This is a genomic window from Bradyrhizobium sp. (assembly GCF_049581145.1).
GTDB lineage: Bacteria > Pseudomonadota > Alphaproteobacteria > Rhizobiales > Xanthobacteraceae > Bradyrhizobium.
The window spans coordinates 1-18,685 of sequence record NZ_JBAURI010000678.1 but is presented as its reverse complement, the minus strand read 5'-3'; the positions used below and the strand labels follow the sequence as shown (position 1 = coordinate 18,685).

Annotated in this window: 22 protein-coding genes and 1 tRNA gene; 5 read left to right on the top strand and 18 right to left on the bottom strand. The window is 63.3% G+C overall.

The genetic code is table 11. The annotated features are described in order from the left end of the window. On the top strand, positions 1–241 hold a 241-nt coding region (locus WCB02_RS22200), incomplete at its 5' end, for a hypothetical protein (RefSeq protein ID WP_423961442.1). Further along, entirely contained in the window at positions 216–1,268 is a 1,053-nt protein-coding gene (locus tag WCB02_RS22195; protein ID WP_423961440.1) for a tyrosine-type recombinase/integrase, read from the top strand. The genes WCB02_RS22200 and WCB02_RS22195, both read left to right, overlap by 26 nt. A gap of 42 nt (positions 1,269–1,310) precedes the next feature. Here the strand turns inward: WCB02_RS22195 and WCB02_RS22190 are convergent, their stop codons facing one another. The 9 genes from WCB02_RS22190 to WCB02_RS22150 form a co-directional block, all read right to left on the bottom strand. After that, positions 1,311–1,556, bottom strand: coding sequence for a hypothetical protein (locus WCB02_RS22190; protein ID WP_423961438.1), 246 nt, complete (start codon positions 1,554–1,556; stop codon positions 1,311–1,313). A gap of 1 nt (position 1,557) precedes the next feature. Then, on the bottom strand, positions 1,558–1,830 hold the full coding sequence (locus WCB02_RS22185) for a hypothetical protein (RefSeq protein ID WP_423961437.1): 273 nt from the start codon (positions 1,828–1,830) through the stop codon (positions 1,558–1,560). Positions 1,831–2,148: 318 nt separating this feature from the next. Next, positions 2,149–2,226 (bottom strand) — tRNA-Pro (locus tag WCB02_RS22180). Between the two features lie 92 nt (positions 2,227–2,318). Then, on the bottom strand, positions 2,319–2,897 hold the full coding sequence (locus WCB02_RS22175) for a MerR family transcriptional regulator (protein WP_423961435.1): 579 nt from the start codon (positions 2,895–2,897) through the stop codon (positions 2,319–2,321). A gap of 32 nt (positions 2,898–2,929) precedes the next feature. After that, complete coding sequence (locus tag WCB02_RS22170; RefSeq protein WP_423961444.1) at positions 2,930–3,262, bottom strand: integration host factor subunit alpha; 333 nt, start codon at positions 3,260–3,262, stop codon at positions 2,930–2,932. A gap of 123 nt (positions 3,263–3,385) precedes the next feature. Next, complete coding sequence (locus WCB02_RS22165) at positions 3,386–4,360, bottom strand: beta-ketoacyl-ACP synthase III (protein WP_423961432.1); 975 nt, start codon at positions 4,358–4,360, stop codon at positions 3,386–3,388. Further along, positions 4,357–5,415 carry a phosphate acyltransferase PlsX gene (gene plsX, locus WCB02_RS22160; RefSeq protein WP_423961430.1) on the bottom strand — a complete coding sequence of 353 codons (1,059 nt, stop codon included), beginning with the start codon at positions 5,413–5,415 and terminating at the stop codon, positions 4,357–4,359. The genes WCB02_RS22165 and plsX overlap by 4 nt, the downstream gene beginning before the upstream one ends. A gap of 271 nt (positions 5,416–5,686) precedes the next feature. Further along, positions 5,687–6,223, bottom strand: coding sequence for a YceD family protein (locus WCB02_RS22155; RefSeq protein WP_423961443.1), 537 nt, complete (start codon positions 6,221–6,223; stop codon positions 5,687–5,689). Positions 6,224–6,318: 95 nt separating this feature from the next. Next, the gene (locus tag WCB02_RS22150; protein WP_423961428.1) at positions 6,319–6,876 is read right to left on the bottom strand and encodes a ubiquinol-cytochrome C chaperone family protein; all 558 of its coding nucleotides are present in this window, start codon (positions 6,874–6,876) and stop codon (positions 6,319–6,321) included. A 116-nt stretch (positions 6,877–6,992) separates the two neighbouring features. Between WCB02_RS22150 and WCB02_RS22145 the strand changes: the two genes are divergently transcribed. After that, positions 6,993–7,481 (top strand): outer membrane protein assembly factor BamE, encoded by a 489-nt coding sequence (locus WCB02_RS22145; RefSeq protein WP_423961426.1) that lies wholly within the window; start codon positions 6,993–6,995, stop codon positions 7,479–7,481. Between the two features lie 50 nt (positions 7,482–7,531). Here the strand turns inward: WCB02_RS22145 and WCB02_RS22140 are convergent, their stop codons facing one another. The 3 genes from WCB02_RS22140 to WCB02_RS22130 form a co-directional block, all read right to left on the bottom strand. Further along, positions 7,532–8,902: a glycosyl hydrolase gene (locus WCB02_RS22140; protein ID WP_423961424.1), complete on the bottom strand. Its 1,371-nt coding sequence runs from the start codon at positions 8,900–8,902 to the stop codon at positions 7,532–7,534. 476 nt (positions 8,903–9,378) lie between these two features. Beyond that, complete coding sequence (locus WCB02_RS22135; RefSeq protein WP_423961422.1) at positions 9,379–10,218, bottom strand: hypothetical protein; 840 nt, start codon at positions 10,216–10,218, stop codon at positions 9,379–9,381. 273 nt (positions 10,219–10,491) lie between these two features. Beyond that, entirely contained in the window at positions 10,492–11,334 is an 843-nt protein-coding gene (locus WCB02_RS22130; protein WP_423961421.1) for an amidohydrolase family protein, read from the bottom strand. A 183-nt stretch (positions 11,335–11,517) separates the two neighbouring features. Here WCB02_RS22130 and WCB02_RS22125 point away from each other — a divergent pair, with 183 nt between their 5' ends. Further along, a complete protein-coding gene (locus tag WCB02_RS22125) occupies positions 11,518–12,159 on the top strand; it encodes a hypothetical protein (RefSeq protein ID WP_423961419.1) in 642 nt (213 codons plus the stop codon). 13 nt (positions 12,160–12,172) lie between these two features. Continuing rightward, entirely contained in the window at positions 12,173–12,385 is a 213-nt protein-coding gene (locus WCB02_RS22120; RefSeq protein WP_423961418.1) for a hypothetical protein, read from the top strand. A gap of 44 nt (positions 12,386–12,429) precedes the next feature. Here WCB02_RS22120 and WCB02_RS22115 read toward each other — a convergent pair whose 3' ends face one another. The 6 genes from WCB02_RS22115 to WCB02_RS22090 form a co-directional block, all read right to left on the bottom strand. Further along, entirely contained in the window at positions 12,430–12,789 is a 360-nt protein-coding gene (locus WCB02_RS22115; RefSeq protein ID WP_423961417.1) for a hypothetical protein, read from the bottom strand. Between the two features lie 747 nt (positions 12,790–13,536). Then, positions 13,537–15,657, bottom strand: a complete 2,121-nt coding sequence (locus WCB02_RS22110; protein WP_423961415.1) for a sodium-translocating pyrophosphatase — start codon at positions 15,655–15,657, stop codon at positions 13,537–13,539. A gap of 222 nt (positions 15,658–15,879) precedes the next feature. Then, complete coding sequence (thiL, locus tag WCB02_RS22105; RefSeq protein WP_423961414.1) at positions 15,880–16,875, bottom strand: thiamine-phosphate kinase; 996 nt, start codon at positions 16,873–16,875, stop codon at positions 15,880–15,882. Next, complete coding sequence (gene nusB, locus WCB02_RS22100) at positions 16,868–17,368, bottom strand: transcription antitermination factor NusB (protein ID WP_423961412.1); 501 nt, start codon at positions 17,366–17,368, stop codon at positions 16,868–16,870. Before nusB ends, thiL begins: the two co-directional genes overlap by 8 nt. Before the next feature lie 5 nt (positions 17,369–17,373). Continuing rightward, entirely contained in the window at positions 17,374–17,865 is a 492-nt protein-coding gene (ribH, locus tag WCB02_RS22095; RefSeq protein WP_423961410.1) for a 6,7-dimethyl-8-ribityllumazine synthase, read from the bottom strand. Between the two features lie 159 nt (positions 17,866–18,024). After that, positions 18,025–18,633, bottom strand: a complete 609-nt coding sequence (locus tag WCB02_RS22090; RefSeq protein WP_423961408.1) for a riboflavin synthase — start codon at positions 18,631–18,633, stop codon at positions 18,025–18,027. Between the last annotated feature and the right edge of the window lie 52 nt (positions 18,634–18,685).

The following is an 18,685-nucleotide window of genomic DNA, read 5'->3' as shown; positions in this document are numbered from 1 at the left end:
GCGCCGCGGCATGACCAAACAGGAGGCAGCCGACTATTGCGGCTGCGAGACACTCGCCGCGTTCGACCGCTGGCGACAGAAGGGTATTATCCCGCCGGCGATCCCAGGCACCAACCGTTGGGACCGGAAGGCCCTGGACGCGGCCCTAGACCGCGCCAGCGGCCTTGTGACAGAATCGACCGAGTTGACCCCGTACCAGCGCTGGAAGGCGGAGAATGCGCGTAAAATCCAAGCCGCTTAAGCTAAAGGGCATTCACCGCGTCAAGAAGAAACAGACGGACGGTTCGATCAAGATCCATCTGTATCACCGAGCCACCGGCTTGCCGCTGGACGCCAACCGCCTCGCGGAGAGCTACGCCGATGCCGAAAAGAAGATGCGGAGCAAAGGCGAATCGACGCTTACAGCGCTGATTCGTTTTTTCGACACGTCGAGCACCTTCGACGCCCTAAGCGAGACGTCGCGGCGCGAATACCCATGGAAGCTAAAGCGGATAGAGACCAAATGGGGCAGCGTCCCCGAGGCGACCTTTAACAACCAGGACGACGCCGACGCCTTCGCCGCGGACGTGCTCGCGTGGCATCAGGAGTTAGGCAAGACGTCGCGCCGATCGGCCGACAACCTTATGTCCGCGCTCTGCCGCGTGCTTTCGTTCGCGAAGGAAAAACGCCGGATCAAGTACCACCCTATTCCGTCGTTCCAGCGGCTCTACAAGAGCGACAGAGCGGACAAGACATGGTCCGAGGAATTGCAGCAACAATTCATCAGGACCGCACGCCCAGCCATGGCAACGGCGATGTATCTAGTCCGGAACACGGCCATGCGCGCGTCCGATATCCGCAAATTCCCCTGGACGCGCTACAATGGGCAACAGGTCCAAATCAGGTCCAGCAAGACGGGTAAACTCGTTTGGATACCGGCCACACGCGAGCTTAGGGCGCACCTGGACGGCCTCACGCGCACCGGCGCGCTGGTCATGCTCACGCCGACAGGAAAGGCGTACACGAAGCGCTATTTCAACGACCATTGGCGAGAGGACGCGAACGCGGTCGGCGCCGAGGATTTGAATTTCCACGATAACCGGGGGACCGCGGCGACGCTGCTCGCGGAGGCCGGCGCCACCGCTCCCGAAATCGCAGAAGCCATGTGCTGGACCGTCGACAAGGCGCAGCGGATCATTGATACCTATCTGGCCCGCCGCGGCGTCCTCGCCGCGAACGCTATAAAGAAGCTCGAGGATTATCGGGACAGCAAAGAGGCCGCCAACTGAGGCAGCCTTTAATTCAAACGGTCCCGGATGTCTGACTGCGCTCTATGCCCCGCGCATCCGCTTACGAAACTCGCCTGCGACTGCGACGAGGGGGGAAAAGTACAGACCTATATCGTCCCTCACCATTCCGGTGAGACTTCGGGCTTCTTGCTCGGCTTCTGCCTTCGTGCGGAAGGTAGCTGACGTGCCCTCTCCTGCGCGTTCGTGAATCGAACCGCTGAAAGCCTTACGTCTGCGTTGTTTCTTGATCAGCTCTTTTCTGAGTTGTTTCTTGATCATTTTTTTCAAGTTAGCCGTCCTTCATGGACCATGTGTCTCGTACGAACCTGTAAGTGCGGATCGTCAGAAAAAAGACGAGGCTGCCAACATCTAAGACCAGAATCACGATCGCCACTAGATGGAAAACGATAGCAAGTAGCCATAGTTTCTGGAACTCGTCGAGATAATCCGCAGCCAATTCCAGAGCGGCCGACACGGCGCCGGCCATCAGAAACATCACGCCGCCGGTGACCAAGTGGAACATGAAATGCTTAACGAGGTCGGAATCCTTATCTTGGGCCATCCGCCGACCTAGCCTCTGCTACAGTATCTATTTGTCTTTTCAATGTTTTGGCCGCCCCATCCGTGGGAATCGATTGAATATGGCGGTCACGCTAGCAAAGGTTGAGCTGGTTGTAACGTCCTCGTTATCTCCCTGCAAATCAGGCCATGCCCAAACTAGGCCACCGAGACCGGAAACAGGCCGGCGCCACTCGGCGCGAAGGCTCAAAAGCGCGAACGGGGGGAACGGCCAGCGAACGAAAAACTGTAAACCGCTTGTAAACGGGCGGACGGTTGTAAACGGACCACCCCGGAATCACTTTGAAAGCATTTGTAATTTTGGTCGGAGCGAGAGGATTTGAACCTCCGACCCCTAGTCTCCCAGACTAGTGCGCTAACCGGGCTGCGCCACGCTCCGATGCCGTTCCCTTAGCTTTGATCGCCTCGCCGCGCAAGGCGCGGCGTGGCGGGGCGATATGGCCACCTGATGAACCGCCGTTAGCGGCGGCTCTAGCCGTCCTTCAGCGCCCGCTCCAGCATCTGCCGGCAGGCCAACAGGTCCTTCAGCGCGCCTTCCAGCCGTTCCCGGTCGATCGCGCGGTGCTCGCTGGCGCGGCTGGCGCCGCCGCGGAACGTCTCGAGGATGTCGTCCTCCTCGTCAACGAAACGGAAATCGATCCCGTCTTCGTTGCCGCCCTCCTCGTCGTCGTCCTCATCTCCATCCTCATCGTCGAGATCGGCGCCCGAGGCCCCCTTGTCGGGTTCCATCAGGCTCTGGCCGAGCGCCTCCTCGATGGCGCCGAACGAAACCGCGGCCGAGCTGTCGGCCAAGCCCTGGACCGATTTGACGCCATGCTCCTTGAGGATGCGCTGCACCCCGCGGATAGTGTAGCCCTCGCCGTACAAGAGCCTGCGGATGCCCTTGAGCAGATCGACATCGTCGGGCCGATAATAGCGCCGGCCCCCGCTCCGCTTCATCGGCTTGATCTGGGCGAAACGCGTTTCCCAGAATCTCAGCACATGCTGCGGAATGTCGAGATCCTGGGCAACCTCGCTGATCGTTCGGAACGCATCCGGCGCCTTGTCCAAATGCTTGCTTCCCTTCGACTACTGACGACGCCTCAGTCGGCCTTTTCCCCGCCGCCATTGGTCACCGCGTGGCCATTGATACGCTGTTTCAGAATGGCCGACGGCTTGAACACCATCACGCGGCGCGGCGAGATCGGCACCTCGGTGCCGGTCTTCGGATTCCGACCGATACGCTGACCCTTCTTGCGCACCATGAACGAGCCGAACGATGACAGTTTCACGGTCTCGCCCTTCTCCAGGCAATCCGTGATCTCTTTCAGTACCAGTTCAACGAACGCGGACGATTCGGTGCGAGACAGACCAACTTTTTGATAGACGGCCTCGCAGAGGTCCACACGTGTGACTGTTTTTCCAGTTCCGGTCATCGCCTGCCCCACTACGGCGAACAATATGCGCCTGAAATTAAGAGCTTACCCTGTAATGGTCAACAGCACTCTGAAGACACCCACATAAAACGGTGCAAACTCGAACAACAATATCGGAAAATATTACCAGCGCACGAGCGCGGAACCCCAGGTGAAGCCGCCGCCCATCGCCTCCAAAAGCACGAGATCGCCTTTCTTGATGCGTCCATCCTTGCGCGCCACCGCCAGTGCCAGCGGAATCGATGCTGCGGAGGTATTCCCGTGTAGATCGACCGTCAAAACCACTTTTTGCGGCGCAATATGGAGCTTGTGAGCGGAGGCATCGATGATTCGCTTGTTGGCCTGGTGGGGCACGAACCAATCGATGTCCTCAGCCGTCAGGCCCGTGGCCTCGAACGCATCAACGATCACGTCGGTGATCATGCCGACCGCGTGCTTGAAGACCTCGCGGCCCTCCATGCGCAGATGACCCACGGTCTGGGTCGAGGACGGACCGCCATCGACGTAGAGTTTCGACTTGTGCCGGCCGTCGGAACGCAGGTGCGTCGTCAGCACGCCGCGATCCGAGGTCTTGCCGGGTTGCTGCTGCGCATCGAGCACGATCGCGCCGGCACCGTCGCCGAACAGCACGCAGGTGCCGCGATCGCTCCAGTCGAGAATGCGCGAGAATGTCTCCGCGCCGATCACCAGCGCCCGCTTGAAGCTTCCCGCGCGCAGGAAGCTATCGGCGGTCGCCAGCGCGAACACGAAGCCGGAGCACACCGCCTGCAGATCGAACGCCGCGCCATGGGTGATGCCGAGACCGTTCTGGACCGCAACCGCGGTCGCCGGAAACGTGTTGTCGGGGGTCGATGTCGCCAGCACGATCAGGTCGATCGACTGCGCGTCAATCCCGGCATCGGCCAGCGCGGCGCTTGCGGCGTTGATGGCCAGATGTGAGGTGAACTCGCCTTCCGCGGCGATATGGCGCTGCCGGATCCCCGTGCGTTGCACGATCCAGTCGTCTGATGTGTCGATCCGCCTCGCCAGTTCGGCGTTGGTCAGGATCTGCCGCGGCAGATAGGAACCGCAGCCGAGCACCACCGAACGTAGTCTCACGAGACAGCCTCCGGCGTGGTCGGCGCAAGGGGCGCGCCGCCATCGCGATTAAGCATTTGATTGATCTTGGTCAGGAGATCGTAATGGACCATCTCATAGCCAACATCGACCGCATAGGCAAAGCCTTCGGCGTCGGCCCCGCCATGGCTCTTGACGACGACCCCCTGCAATCCCAATAGCACGCCGCCATTCGACTTGCGGGGATCGAGCTTGTCGCGCAACGCCTTGAAGGCATCGCGCGCAAACAAGTAGCCGATGCGCGCCCGCCAGGTGCGCGACATCGCCTCGCGCAGAATCTCCGCCATTTGCCGTGCGGTTCCCTCAGCGGCTTTCAGCGCGATGTTGCCGCTGAAGCCCTCGGTCACGATGACATCGGCGGCGCCCTTGGCGATGCCGTCGCCCTCGACGAAGCCGATATATTGCAGTTGCGCGAGATTCATGGCGCGGAGCTGTTCCGCCGCCTCGCGGATCTCCTCGTGACCCTTGATTTCCTCGACCCCGATATTGAGCAGGCCGACGGTCGGTCGGTCGAGATTGAACAGCACGCTCGCCATGGCGCTGCCCATCACCGCCAGTGCCACCAGATGCTGGGCGTCACCGCCGAGGGTGGCACCGAGATCGAGCACGACGGAATCGCCGCGTTTGGTCGGCCAGACTGCGGCGATCGCCGGACGGTCGATACCCGGCAGCGTGTGCAGATGGAACCGGGCCATCGCCATCAGCGCGCCGGTATTGCCCGCGGATACCGCCACATCGGCCTCGCCCTTCTTGACCGCATCGATCGAAAGCCACATCGACGAGGTTCTGCGGCCGCGCCGCAGCGCCTGGCTCGGCTTGTCGTTCATGCTGACGGTGACGTCGGTGTGGACGACCTGCGACACCGCGTTCATCGCCGGATGCTTTGCGAGCTGCTCCTCGATCAAGGCGCGGTCGCCGAATAGGAGGAATTCCGTGTCGGGATGGCGGGCCAACGAGATGGCCGCACCGGGAATGACGACGGACGCGCCGACATCGCCACCCATGGCGTCAAGCGCGATGCGAACCTTTTTAGGCATGAATGTCCCGGAAGCCTGATTTCCCGCGGTCGCCGCTCAACGCAGCGATCGGCCAAGCGCGACCCTGCACCCAAGCCGGGCCGGGACAATAGCGTGTCTCCGTTCCGACACAACCTCTTGACCCCGGCCTTTTGCCGCCGAAGCGCGTGCGGAGAGAAATCGGTTCATTCCAATAAATCAATCAAATTCAATGCCTTGGAATGAATTTTCGCGATTGCCGGTGATCGGCGGTGGCAAAATCCAAAACAGCAAAGGCAAACCGCACACGTTCTCAACGCCGCCTCGGCTTGCCGGCATCGGGCTTCGCAGCATCGATCTTCAGCGTCTTCAGTGCGGCGAAGGGATGATCCTCGGGCTCAGAGGCCGCGACCTGCGGCTCGAAAACCGCACCCGGCTTGCGCGGGTAAGGGTCGATTGCGAGCAATATCACGTCGGTTGCCAGCCGCCCGAGATCGATGACGCCATTCTCGAACGGCTCCGGCTGATCGGCGATCTCGGTGTCCGTTTCCGTGGTCTCGTCGACCAGATCGGCCAGTTCAGGCAGCTGCTCGGCGGGCGCGAATATCAGGTCGACGGCCTCGTCGATCTCGTTGTCGATCGGATCAAGCGTCACGACACAAGTCTGTCCGACCCGCGCCTGGACACGGCCGACGACATGAATCCGGCCGCCGCTATTCAGCGCCAGGTCAAATGACGCGCACGCCGAAGCGATCTCGCGCACCCCGGCGAGATGAGCCATCACCTGACGCGCGGCGCCGTCGGCTTCGATATCGCGGTGCAGCCCGGTATCGGGGATCTGAGAAACCATGACGAACACGCGCCAAGGATCCTTAAGGTCCGGATCCTTAAGGTCCGGATCCTTGCGGTCAGGATTCTTTCGACCCTTGTTTCCATCTATTCTGGTCATGATATTGCAGCCTCGCGCGGCAACGGAAAGGCGTACGATCCGCCCACGAGATCGGCGTCAGCCTGGGTCGCCAGAGCAGCAGTCGCCATCTCGACATAGACCGCCAGCCGCCGGGCATTTTCGGCTGGCTCGCCGTTCAGGATATTCTCGTTGAAGATATTTCTGGCGAGCGCGCGTGCCAGAGTGCCGTCCGAAACCGTTCGATCGTAGGCTGCGGAGCGGCCGTAGAAGGCCTCGCCAAAGGCCTGCATCCGTTTCGGCACAGTCAGATCGCCGACGCCCATTTCACGCAAATTGGCATCCAAATCGTCGCAAAACCGGTCGAACAGCGCTTGCGACAGCTCGCCCCCTCCTGTGACCGATCGCAGCCGGCGCAAAACCATCCACAGATGCAACACAAGCAGGTCAAAACGGCCGTTCACCGTATCCGGGACCCCCAGGTCCTGATAAAACAGCGGCTCGCGTGCCTGCGTCACGATCGTGCCATAGATGGTCTCGATGGTGCCGCGCGGGGCTAGCCGGGGTTTCCTGAAGTGATCGAACGGCCAAAGCATTGTGGGTTCCACAAGCGAGCCCCTGGCGGCGGGGCACGCGCATCTTGCAATCCACCCCCCACTTCCGATAGGTCGGCGGCTGGACGAGTTTCTAAGAGGACGGGGCCTGTTGCGCAATGACTGACGCGAGCAAGATGCGTGGGCATGCCCCGCGCGGCGTTTTCGCGCGCCGGCGCGGCCGCTTCGCGAGCTGGCGCGGCGTCGCTGCTGTCGCATTGGTGTGTGCGGCGCTGGGTGGCTGCGGCGAACAGTTCCAGAAAGGCTATATCCTGCCGCCCGGCGCGCTGGAGCAGATCCCGATCGGCGCCAGCCAGGACCAGGTGCTGATCGTGATGGGAACGCCCTCGACGGTCGCGACGCTTGACGGCGACGTGTTCTATTACATTTCCCAGCGCGCCGAGCGGAAGGCTGCCTTCATGAACCAGAAGGTGGTCGACCAGCGGGTGATCGCGATCTATTTCGACAAGAACCGGCAGGTCCGCCGCCTTGCCAATTACGGCCTGCAGGACGGCAAGATCTTCGACTTCATCAGCCGCACCACACCGACGTCGGGCCAGGAGATGAGCTACCTGACCCCGCTGTTCAAGCTGCTGAGCTTCAACTAGCGCGATCGACCGTCCGAACACGACATCGTCCTCCGCCATTCCATGCGGCTTCATCGCTTGCCTGGCGGGATTGCGATGATCAGGGGGTGATCGCTGAGCGTCAGTTCGAGCGAGCTGACATTGGCGGGTGTCTGGACGGGTTCAACGCCGGTGGTCGGGTCGTAGATCCGGATAGAAGCGGACGTAACACCGAACTGGACCGTGACGCGGTCCTGGCCACTCAGGCGTTCGTCCCAGACGATCAGCTGGAACGTGCCGTCGCTATGCTGGAGCAGCAGCTCGTGAACGGTCGCGGGCTGGTGCGGAATCGCGAAATCGAGCTGGCCGGGCGCGGCGAGGCTGCCATGGTCTGCCAGAATGGTCGTGAGGCTGTGAAGGTAGATCGCGGCCTTCCGCGGTGAATAGTCGGCCTGGTAGAAGCCGAAGGTCTGGTTGCCATCCTCGTCGGTGCGATCCCGCAGCAGATAGACCGATGTGTAGGCGTAACCCCGCTTGAACTGCGCGAGATACATGTTCATCAGATTGAGGCCCTGCATCTCTTCCGTGACGGGCCCTTCGATCCTGACGCCGGTCTCGGTCGTGACGCGCGGCAGCGCGTCAAGCTGCTGCTGGGTGTAACCCCGAAACCGCTTCGCCCAGGTGATGCCGAAATTGCCGAACAGCCCGTCCACTCTGGATGCGGCCGTGGGATCGGCGGCATCCCACGTCTTGTTGTCGGCCGGATAGGGCGAATGCGGGTGATAGATGTAATTGTGGACGTTCGCGGCGTCGGCATAGGTCGTTCCGTCGGGCATCAGGGTCCCTGCGCCCGGCGGGATCGTGAGAAATTGAAGGCCGACATTATCGCGCTCCGCGCCGGATTCCGAGATCGACCAGACCGGATATTTTGCCAGCACCGGATCGCGCTTGACGGCCTGGTACAAATCGCGCTGAAGCTTGGCGACAGCCATCCATGACGATGCACCGCCGCCGCCTTTCTCGCCCTGATAGTCGACGCCGAAGTTGTTCGGCTCGTTGTTGCCCTCGAACGCGAGCAGCGCGCCGGCTTGCGCGAGCACCCTGCCCGTTTCCACCAGCTTGTTCACATCCGTCCCGCCACTGACCAGGCCCCAGTTCAACAGCACGCCGGTCTCGCGATGCAGCTCGAGAACGGTTTGCATCGTGGTGGGACCTTTTTCGCTCAGGCCCTCGATTCCCGATCGCACCCAGCGAAAGCCGCAATAGCGGATCATCTCGATGGTTCGGGCCAGCGGTTGGCCCCGATCGGGGCCCGTGGTGACGACCCCGATGCTGTTGAGAAAATCGTTGGTCGCAACGGCCGTGACGGATGCCGCGAGCGACGAGCGCGGCGCGAGCGACATGACGACAGCCAGCGCGACGCAGCCGCCGGCGGAGAAGCGAAGCAATCTGGAGGGGGTCATCATCCGGCAGGATTCATGTGGCAGCGGCGTCTGATCGCACGCCGACGTGATGCGTTGCCACCTGAAAGGCGGACGCGTCGAGGCTATCCAGAGAGCAGGTCGCGATCAACCGGCATACGCACAAGTCGCATGCCGGCGTTTTCTCCCAGCAACCTGAGCGCGCGATGCGGGCGCTGTCCAGGCGACGGCAGGCTCTTTAGGCTTCGAGCGCTTCCATGAAACCAATCCTCTGGGAGTTGACCCATCGTTCGTCATTCCGGGATGCGCTGCGGCCGGCGATAGCCGGTCGGAGTGCAGGCCCGGAATCCATAGCCAGAGACCGGCGTATTTCGGCAGGCGCGACAACGCGTGCACGACACGACGTCTGCTGGTGGTCATGGATTCCGGGCCCGCGCAAAAGCGCGCCCCGGAATGACGGCGGAGGAGATGTCTGAAAACAGCCCGTACGCAGAGAGACCAAGCGCCGTGCCGCTCGTCTAGTCGTGGAAACCGAGGCTTTCCAGAAACGTCGGGCCCTGGGGATGCTGCGCGGGCGGCACGGGTGGTGCGGCTGGCTCCTGGGCGTGGGCATCCTGCACGCGCCGCGCCTGTTCCCGCGCTTCCTTCTCCCGTCGAATCTTGGCCAGCTGGTTTTGGGTCAAGTGATTTTGCGTCAAGTGATTTTGCTTGGCGCGGATCTCCGCCTTCGCATTTTTCACCGGCCCGACAGCCCGGTGCTCCTGCACGGGTCGAATCTCGGCTCGGGCATCTTGGACGGAACCTGTCTGGAGATCTTGGACGGGATCGGTGTGCGCCTCGTCCTGGACAGGATCTGCATGGGCATCCTGGGCAGGATCGGCGTGGGGATCCTGCGCGGGCTGCACAGGTCGGTCCTCCGCCTCTGTCGTCTTGCCGGCGGCCCAAGCCTGGAACTGATCCAACAAGTGTCCAGCGGGCGCCTGGAGGACGTCGCTCGGACTCTGCTCGGCGGTTTTGAGTGGGGCAGCAGCTGCTTCGTCGTGGGTCGCTACCTCGCTCGCAACCGGAGGCAACGCCCGAGCCTCGGCGGTCGGCTGACCGATTGGCATGTTGTCGCCGCTGCCGGTCCGCGGCGTCGACAGGCCGCCAACGAAATCCGTGACGGTCGCAAACAGCCCGGGCGGACTTCCGACCGCGACACCCGCCAGGACGGCCATTGCTGCGGTTCCCGATACGAGACACGCCTTCAGGAACCCAGGCGACATCACTGCTCTGTGCCACGCCGATCCGCTATCCAGCTGCTCGGCTCTCTCGGCATGATCGGAGCGAATGAGAGGGAAGCCATCCTTCATATCCATCTGGTGATGCTTCCTCTTGCTGTCTCGTCGACGGGTAGCCTGCTATCGCGGTCGAAAAAGCGAAAATGACCGGCGCGAATGCGGAGAAATCTTGGTTTCACCGCGGCCTCGACGGCGCGACTTTCTCGTCTTGAGGCGCCAGCCTGATACGGACTTATGCCGGATCGGGCCGCCGGAGGCAATTCAAGCATCCATGGACCTGTATTTTCCCCTGCGCTTCGGTCGATGAGCGGGCCGGACGCCGATTCACCAAAGCGGCACCCCGTTCAAGGCTCAGGCTTTCTGCGGTGACCAGCCATAGGCCTTGGCGCAGGCGCCGCCCATCAGCATGGCCCGCTCGGCGTCGCTCAGCCGGTCGGTTCTGAGGAAGGGCTCGACGGCCTGCTCATAATTGACGACGGCGAACGCGCGCGTCCAGTCCGTCCCCCACAGGCAGCGATCGAAACCCCAGGCATCAAACACGCGGCCAAGCGGACCCCAGATGTCCGGGAAAGGATATGGCTCTCGGGACAGCGTGCAGGCGCCGCTGACCTTGATCACCGCGTTTGGGCGACTGGCGAGTGCCAGCACCTTCGGAAGGTCCGCCCAGGGCTCCGGCGGCGCCGGCGGCACGCGCGGCTGCAGGATGCCGAGATGATCGATGATGAATCGGGTGTCGGGATGCCGATCGATCAGCGCGGTGCCCGCGTCCAGATTGTCCCAGCACAACAGGTTGACCGGAAAGCCGTAGCGAACGGCCGCGCGGGCGATCCGGTCGAGGCCCGGATCGTCCGGATCGCGCTTGGCCTCCCTGGTCAGCATGATGCGGATTCCGACCGCGCCCGGCGTCTTCTTCCAGTCGGCGACGACATCGGCCACCGCCAGGTCGTCCGGATCGACCGGCTTGACGATGGCGAGCCTGCCGGGATGAGCCCGTTGCACCTCCACGGCATAGCTGGCGTCGTAGCGGTACATGGAAAAGGCGGAGATGAAGATCGCCCCGTCGACGCCGACCTTGTCCATCGCCGCCACCATCTCGTCACCCGTGACGTGATCGGGCCAGTTCGGCACGCTGTGCCAAGGCCGCGCCGGCGTGTTCGCTTCATAGGCGTGGACCTGGGAATCGATAATGGTCATCTGAACAGCTCCTCTCTGCCAAGCGAGTTTGGACGTCGCTGTCGGTTCATGTCCAGAGGGCAAAGGCGCCGGGTGAATGAGCGACGGGCCACTCGCACCGTCCTCGAACTTCGACGGTCTCCTTCCCTGAATCCTCCTCAGATTCCACGAAAAAAGGACCAAGTCGGGGACCACAAGGCCGGCATGAAAAAAGCTCCTCCCACTTCAGGAACCGGCGCCGGGGCAGCCCTGGCGCTGACCACCCTCGCCGTCGCCACATTCGCCGCGCATGCTGCCCCCCAACAACCGATCGTGGTCAGCTCCTACAGTTCCATGGCGCCCAAAAATTGCTGGAGCGAGGGTCCCGGCCGGATCGAGGACAGCCCGACACGGGTGTGTCGCGGCAAGTCGACACTGGTGGTCCTCGTCAGCAAGGACGACCATCGCGAGACCGTCTCGGTCGGCCGCAATCGCGACGAGGCGGCGAAGGAGCAGGCCGCGCAAACCTCCTTCGGGCCTTTCAATTCGGCCCTACCCGCGATCGAATGGCGGATCACGGGCAACAATCCGTTTGCCATGATCCAGCGCTGGCGGATCGCCGACATCGTCGATCAGACCATCGCCAACGGCGGCGGTCCGGACGCCAAGCCGTTGCTGGTCGTGTCAAGGCTGCCGCCGGGCGGGGTCTGTCCCGTCGCCTATGTCGACGCAGCCGCGAACCCGAACGCGGACGAACTGGCGCGGCAGGCGGCAGACCAGATCGCGCGCGATTTCAAATGCGGCGCCGACCAGGCCAAGGTGCTTGGTACGCCCGGCCGCGCCGCGGACCTCGCGACGCGGCGCTAGGGCGCGCACCGATATGATGAACCATCTGGAGAATCACCTGGCCCACGGCATCTTGCCGGGCCCGGGCTACTTGGCGCTGCTTGCGGCCGCCGCGTCGATCCATGTGGGAAAAGAGTTTGGGCTGGATGCGTCAGCCGGCGCGCTTCAGCTACTCACGATCGTCAATATACGCAACGCCCGGGACCTCACGCTCACCGTGGTCCGCCGGCACCGCGCAACGAACTGACCGACGGCCATCAATGCGGGCGATGCGATGTCATGACACGCGGATCAGCCGCAATTCCAAATCGGCCCGATCGGTGTCCGGGTCCAGCACGGTCCGAAGCTGCCACCATTGTAATGGCCGCGGTAAAAGCCGGGCTGGCCGAAATAGTGCCAGTCGCCATCATACCCGTAGTATTCGGGAGTCGGGTCAATATACCAAGGGCGCCGTTGGCGGCTCGCCAAACGCCGCATCGCATCTTTCTGGGCGTAAAGCGGAAGGCTGTTGCTCAGCGGCTGATGGTAGCCCGGCAAGAAACCGTAGCCATGCCAGAGCGGCGCCGGCCGCTTATGAATTGGCGCAGCCGTCGCGACGACGGACAGCAGCGACAGAACGGCAGCAATCGATAGACACACGAGGCGCGACATAGGTACATTATAGACAGTCGGCTGCGGGAAGGCCATCCAAATCCGACTGCAAAAGCTCTTGGTTGCCGAGGGATGAACGGACCTGGCCGAGACGAAAGCCCGGGAAGGCTCAAGCCGCGGCGCGATTGTCCTACCGCGGCCGGCGATGTCGGCGCGTCGTCACCAGGTTCGGTTACGGTTCCGGGCTAAGTTACGGTGAGGGTTGTGGCCGGTTACGTGGTTACGTTACGGGGGTCTCTAGTAGTTGATCACAGTGGTTCATCGCAGTGATTTTGACGTTTTGATACCGAGCCGGCCGCAGCGCGGCGTAACGACAACTTCCTGTGGTTATGGGTCCCCGCCGGAGCCTGTCATCGGGCGGCGCGTTGCGCCGACCCGTTGGCGGGGGACGACGTCGAGTTTGTGGTCGGGCGGTCGCGCCAAAGACTCCACTGTCGTCCCGGCCTTGAGCCGGGACCCACAACCCCAGGCAAATGAGTTGCGAAAGTTGCAGCCGCCGCCATCCTGTCTCGGATTGGTTCGTTGGTTCAAAATCAACCAGTCGTGATCACTGTGATGAACCGCGGTCCGAAGCGGCTTTGCACTTCTCAGCAATGCCGCCCTGCTCCATGCGTGGCTTGATGGCGGAGCTTTATGGCAAAGAGGTGCATCGCGCCGTCCCGAACCACGGGCCGCCCGAAGCAGCCGGCAACAAAAAAACCCGCGGCTGTACCGCGGGGTTTTCCGTTTTCATTCGTCAGGCAGCACTCAGCGCGCGAGGACCGCCAGCAGCAGCAGCGCCACGATGTTGGTGATCTTGATCATCGGGTTCACGGCCGGACCCGCCGTATCCTTGTAGGGATCGCCGACGGTGTCGCCGGTGACGGCGGCCTTGTGCGCGTCAGAACCCTTGCCGCCATAGTGGCCGTCCTCGATGTACTTCTTGGCATTGTCCCAGGCGCCGCCGCCCGAGGTCATGGAGATCGCGACAAACAGGCCGGTGACGATCACGCCGAGCAGCATCGCGCCGACGGCTGAGAACGCCGCCGATTTGCCGGCGGCGCCGCCGCCCGCGATCACATAGATCGCGAAATAGACGAAGATCGGCGACAGCACCGGCAATAGCGAGGGGATGATCATTTCCTTGATCGCCGCCTTGGTCAGCAGGTCGACGGCCTTGCCGTAGTCCGGCTTGTCGGTGCCCTGCATGATGCCGGGCTTTTCCCGGAACTGACGCCGCACCTCCTCGACGATCGCGCCCGCGGCGCGTCCGACCGCGGTCATGCCCATCGCGCCGAACAGATAGGGCAGCAGGCCGCCGAACAACAGGCCGACGACGACGTAAGGGTTGTTCAGCGAGAAGTCCGGATTGACGCCCTTGAAATAGAGGTGGTTGGCGGAATCCGCGATGAAGAATTTCAGGTCCTGGTTATAGGCCGCGAACAGCACCAGCGCGCCGAGGCCGGCGGAGCCGATCGCATAGCCCTTGGTGACCGCCTTGGTGGTATTGCCGACGGCGTCGAGCGCGTCGGTCGACTTGCGGACTTCCTTGGGCAGGCCGGCCATTTCCGCGATGCCGCCGGCATTGTCGGTGACGGGACCGAAGGCGTCGAGGGCGACGATCATGCCGGCGAGCGACAGCATGGTCGTGGTGGCGATCGCAATGCCGAACAGGCCGGCCTGGCTATAGGTGACGAGGATGCCGGCGATGATGACGATCGCGGGCAGCGCGGTCGCCTCCATCGAGATCGCCAGGCCCTGGATCACGTTGGTGCCATGGCCGGTGACGGAGGCGGCTGCGATCGACTTGACCGGGCGGAAGTCGGTGCCGGTGTAGTATTCGGTGATCCAGATGATCAGCCCGGTGACGGCGAGGCCGACGATGCCGCAGAGGAACAGCGACATGCCGGTGTATTGGACGCCGTCCAGCTTGTCGAAGCCGATCAGCCACCAGATCACGCCGGCAACGCCGGCCAGCGACAGGATGCCGGTTGCGATCAGACCCTTGTACAGCGCGCCCATGATCGACTGGTTGGCGCCGAGCTTGACGAAGAAGGTGCCGATGATCGAGGTGATGATGCAGATGCCGCCGATCGCAAGCGGCAGCGTCATCATGTTGGCGAGGATCGGCGTCTTGGCGAAGAAGATCGCGGCAAGCACCATGGTGGCGACCGCGGTCACCGCATAGGTCTCGAACAGGTCGGCCGCCATGCCGGCGCAGTCGCCGACATTGTCGCCGACATTGTCGGCGATGGTGGCGGGGTTGCGCGGATCGTCCTCGGGAATTCCGGCCTCGACCTTGCCGACCAGGTCGCCGCCGACGTCAGCGCCCTTGGTGAAGATGCCGCCGCCGAGACGGGCGAAGATCGAGATCAGCGAGGCGCCGAAGCCGAGCGCGACCATCGCGTCGACGACGGTGCGGCTATCCGGGGCAAGATCCAGGCCGTGGGTGAGCACCGCGAAATAGATGGTGACGCCGAGCAGCGCGAGACCGGCGACCAGCATGCCGGTAATGGCGCCGGCCTTGAAGGCGAGCTCGAGGCCGCCGGCAAGCGAGGTGGTCGCGGCCTGCGCGGTGCGCACATTGGCGCGTACCGAGACGTTCATGCCGATGAAGCCGGCAGAGCCTGATAAGATCGCGCCGATCAAGAATCCGATCGCGACCAGCATGCCGAGGAAGTAGGCGAGCAACGCGAAGATCACGATGCCGACGATCGCGATCGTGGTGTACTGGCGGCGCAGATAGGCTTGCGCGCCTTCGCGCACGGCGGCCGCGATTTCCTGCATCCGGGGGTTGCCGGCGTCCGCCTTCATGACCGACGTGGTCGCCCAGATCGCGTAAACAATCGCAAGCGCTCCGCAGAGCACAATCGCCCATAATGCTGTCATCGAATTTGCCTCAGATCTCGTTGCCCCCACGCCCTTCGCCGCGATCGCGGCCCGGCGCATAAAAATGAGGCCTTGCCCTGCCCAAAAGGGCGGCCCCAATTGGGCGGGACCATGCCAAAATCACACCTGCGGCGCAACGCCGCAAAAGCCACAAATGATCGATTATTGGCAGGTTTTCTTGGCAGGTTTTTCGCAGGCCGTGCAGCACGCTACGCGCGAAAGCTAGAAATGACTATAGGACAAGCGCTTAAACGTCATCTCCCTGCCCTCGCCGTCGAGGAATCGCGGGCGATCCGTGCCGGATATCACGGTTCCGATCGAGGTCACGACGACGCCGGCCTTGGTGGCTTCGGCTGCGAACGCCTCGCAACGCAGCTCTGGAACCGTGCAGAGAACCTCGTAGTCGTCGCCGCCGGTGATCAGCGCAGCAATGCCGGTTGCGCCGTTCGCGAGCAGTCCCGCCGCCGCGACAGAGGTCGGGATGCTCGGCGCGTCGATCACGGCGGAGATGCCTGAGGCCGCGCAGAGCTTGGCGAGATCGCCGGCCAGACCATCGGAGACATCCATCGCCGCGCTGGCGTGATCGCGCACCGCCCTGGCTATGGCGTTGCGCGGCTGCGGAACGCGGTATCGGCCGATCAACACGTCCCTTGCCGCAGCCTCGCCCGCCAGTGCCGCCGCGGTCGCGCCGCCCTTCAGGATGTCGAGCCCGAGCACGGCATCGCCGATCGTGCCGGTGACCAAGATGCGATCGCCGGCCCCGGCGCCGCTGCGATGAACCATCCTGCCGCGCGGCACGCGGCCAAAGGCCGTAATCGAGATCATCGCCGGCCCCGTCGTCGACACCGTATCGCCGCCGAGCAGCGGGCAGCCGTACAGGCCGGCGTCCTCGCCAAGGCCGGCCGCGAAGGCCGCAAGCCACGCATCGTCCGCCTTGTGCAGCGCCAGGGTCAGCACAAAGCCGGCCGGGTCCGCGCCCTTGGCGGCGAGATCGGAGAGATTCATCCGCAGCGCCTTGCGGGCGATGGCGTCGGGCGGATCGTCGGGCAGGAAATGCACGCCCTCCACCACCGCATCGGTGGTGACCACGATGTCCTCGCCGCGGGCCTTGAGGATCGCGGCATCGTCATCGAGACCGAAGGCCCCGGGATCGGTCGCGATCGGCTTGAAATAGCGCGCGATCAGCGAGTCCTCGCCGGAGGCAGGCCCGCTAGGCACGGGAAAACTCGTCGGCGCGAAATTGCCGCGCGATCTGGTCCAAGACCGCATTCACCATGCCGGTCTCTTCGGTCTCGACAAAGGCATGCGCGACATCGACATATTCGGAGACCACGACGCGGCCGGGCACGTCCTTGCGATGCTCCAGTTCGTAGGCGCCGGCGCGCAGCACCGCGCGCAGAATCGCATCGATCCGCTGCAGCGGCCAGCCCTTCGACAGCGCCTCGTCGATCAGCGGATCGAGCTTGGCCTGATCGCGCACCACGCCGGAGACGATGTCGCGGAAGAAGGCGGCTTCGGCCGGCAGATATTTCTCGCCTTCGACCTCGCCGCCGAGCCAGTGGCTCTCGAACTCGGCGAAGATGTCGTTGATCCCGGCGCCGGCGATGTCCATCTGGTACAGCGCCTGTACCGCGGCGAGCCGTGCCGCGCCGCGCCGGTTGGCCTTCCTGTCGGGAAGTTTTTTGGCCGGCTTCTTGCTGCTCTCGGACATGATGTCTACGACCGTGCCAGCCGGCGCTTGATCCGCAGCATCGCGATGGCCGCGCGCGCGGCGTCGCCGCCCTTGTTGAGTTCCGAGGCGCGCGCCCGCGCCCATGCCTGGTCCTCGGTGTTCACGGTCAGGATACCGTTGCCGAGCGGAAATTTTCGCGCCACGGCCAGGTCCATCAAGGCGCGGGAAGATTCCGTCGAAACGATTTCGAAATGAATGGTGTCGCCCCTGATCACGCAGCCCAGGGCGATCGCGGCATCATAGGGTCGGCCGGCCTGTTCGGCGGCTTCGAGCGCAATGGCGATGGCGGCCGGGATTTCCAGCGCGCCGGGAACCGTGATGACGTCGTGAGTCATCCCTGCAGCCTTCAATTCCGCGACCGCGCCTTCCATCAGCGCATCCTGGATGTCGTCATAGAAGCGCGCCTCGACGATCAGGGCCCGCGCGCCGGAGATGTCGGTTTGATCCTTCAACGGGGCGCGCCGCGCGTCTGCCATCTTCCCACCAGTGCAATGTCTTTGAGGAGTTGCGCCGCTTGTAGGCGCAGTGACGCGCGATGCCAAGTGCTGTGATGCCAGCTGCTGTGATGTTAAGCGCTCTGACGCCAAGTGTCGTGATGTCAAGTGCCGTCTTTTCAATAGTCAAATCAAGCGCCATCACTTCATTTCCGCCAACCGCGCGGCATAACGCGCCATCAAATCGACTTCGATATTGACGTCGCCGCCGGCGCGCCAACCGGACAGCGTGGTCACACTGAGCGTGTGCGGAATGATCAGCACCGAAAACCTGACGTCGTCGACGGTATTGACCGTGAGTGAGACACCATCCAGCGTCACCGAGCCCTTGGGCGCGATGAAGCGCGCCAGCTCGCGCGTGGTCGAGAGCTCGAACCGCGCCATGTCGGGCAGATCATCGCGTTTGAGAATAGTGGCGATGCCGTCGGCATGCCCGGCGACGATATGACCGCCGAGTTCATCGCCGATCTTGAGCGCGCGTTCGAGGTTGAGCCTGGTCCCGACCGCCCAGTGTTTCGCCGTGGTCAGCCCAAGCGTCTCGGCAGCGGTGTCGACCTCGAACCAGGTGTTGCCGCCATCGGTGCCCGCGGCCACCACGGTGAGGCAAACGCCGTTGCAGGCGATCGAGGCGCCATCGGCGATGGTGGCACGGTCGTAGCGGCAGGCGATGCGCAAGCGATGCAACTGGCCCTGCACCGTCGGATTGAGCGCAATGATCTCGCCGAGATCGGTGACAATGCCTGTGAACATCAAACCCGCTCGTAAATCGTCAGGGTATCGTTTTCCAGCGTCTCGCTGGCAC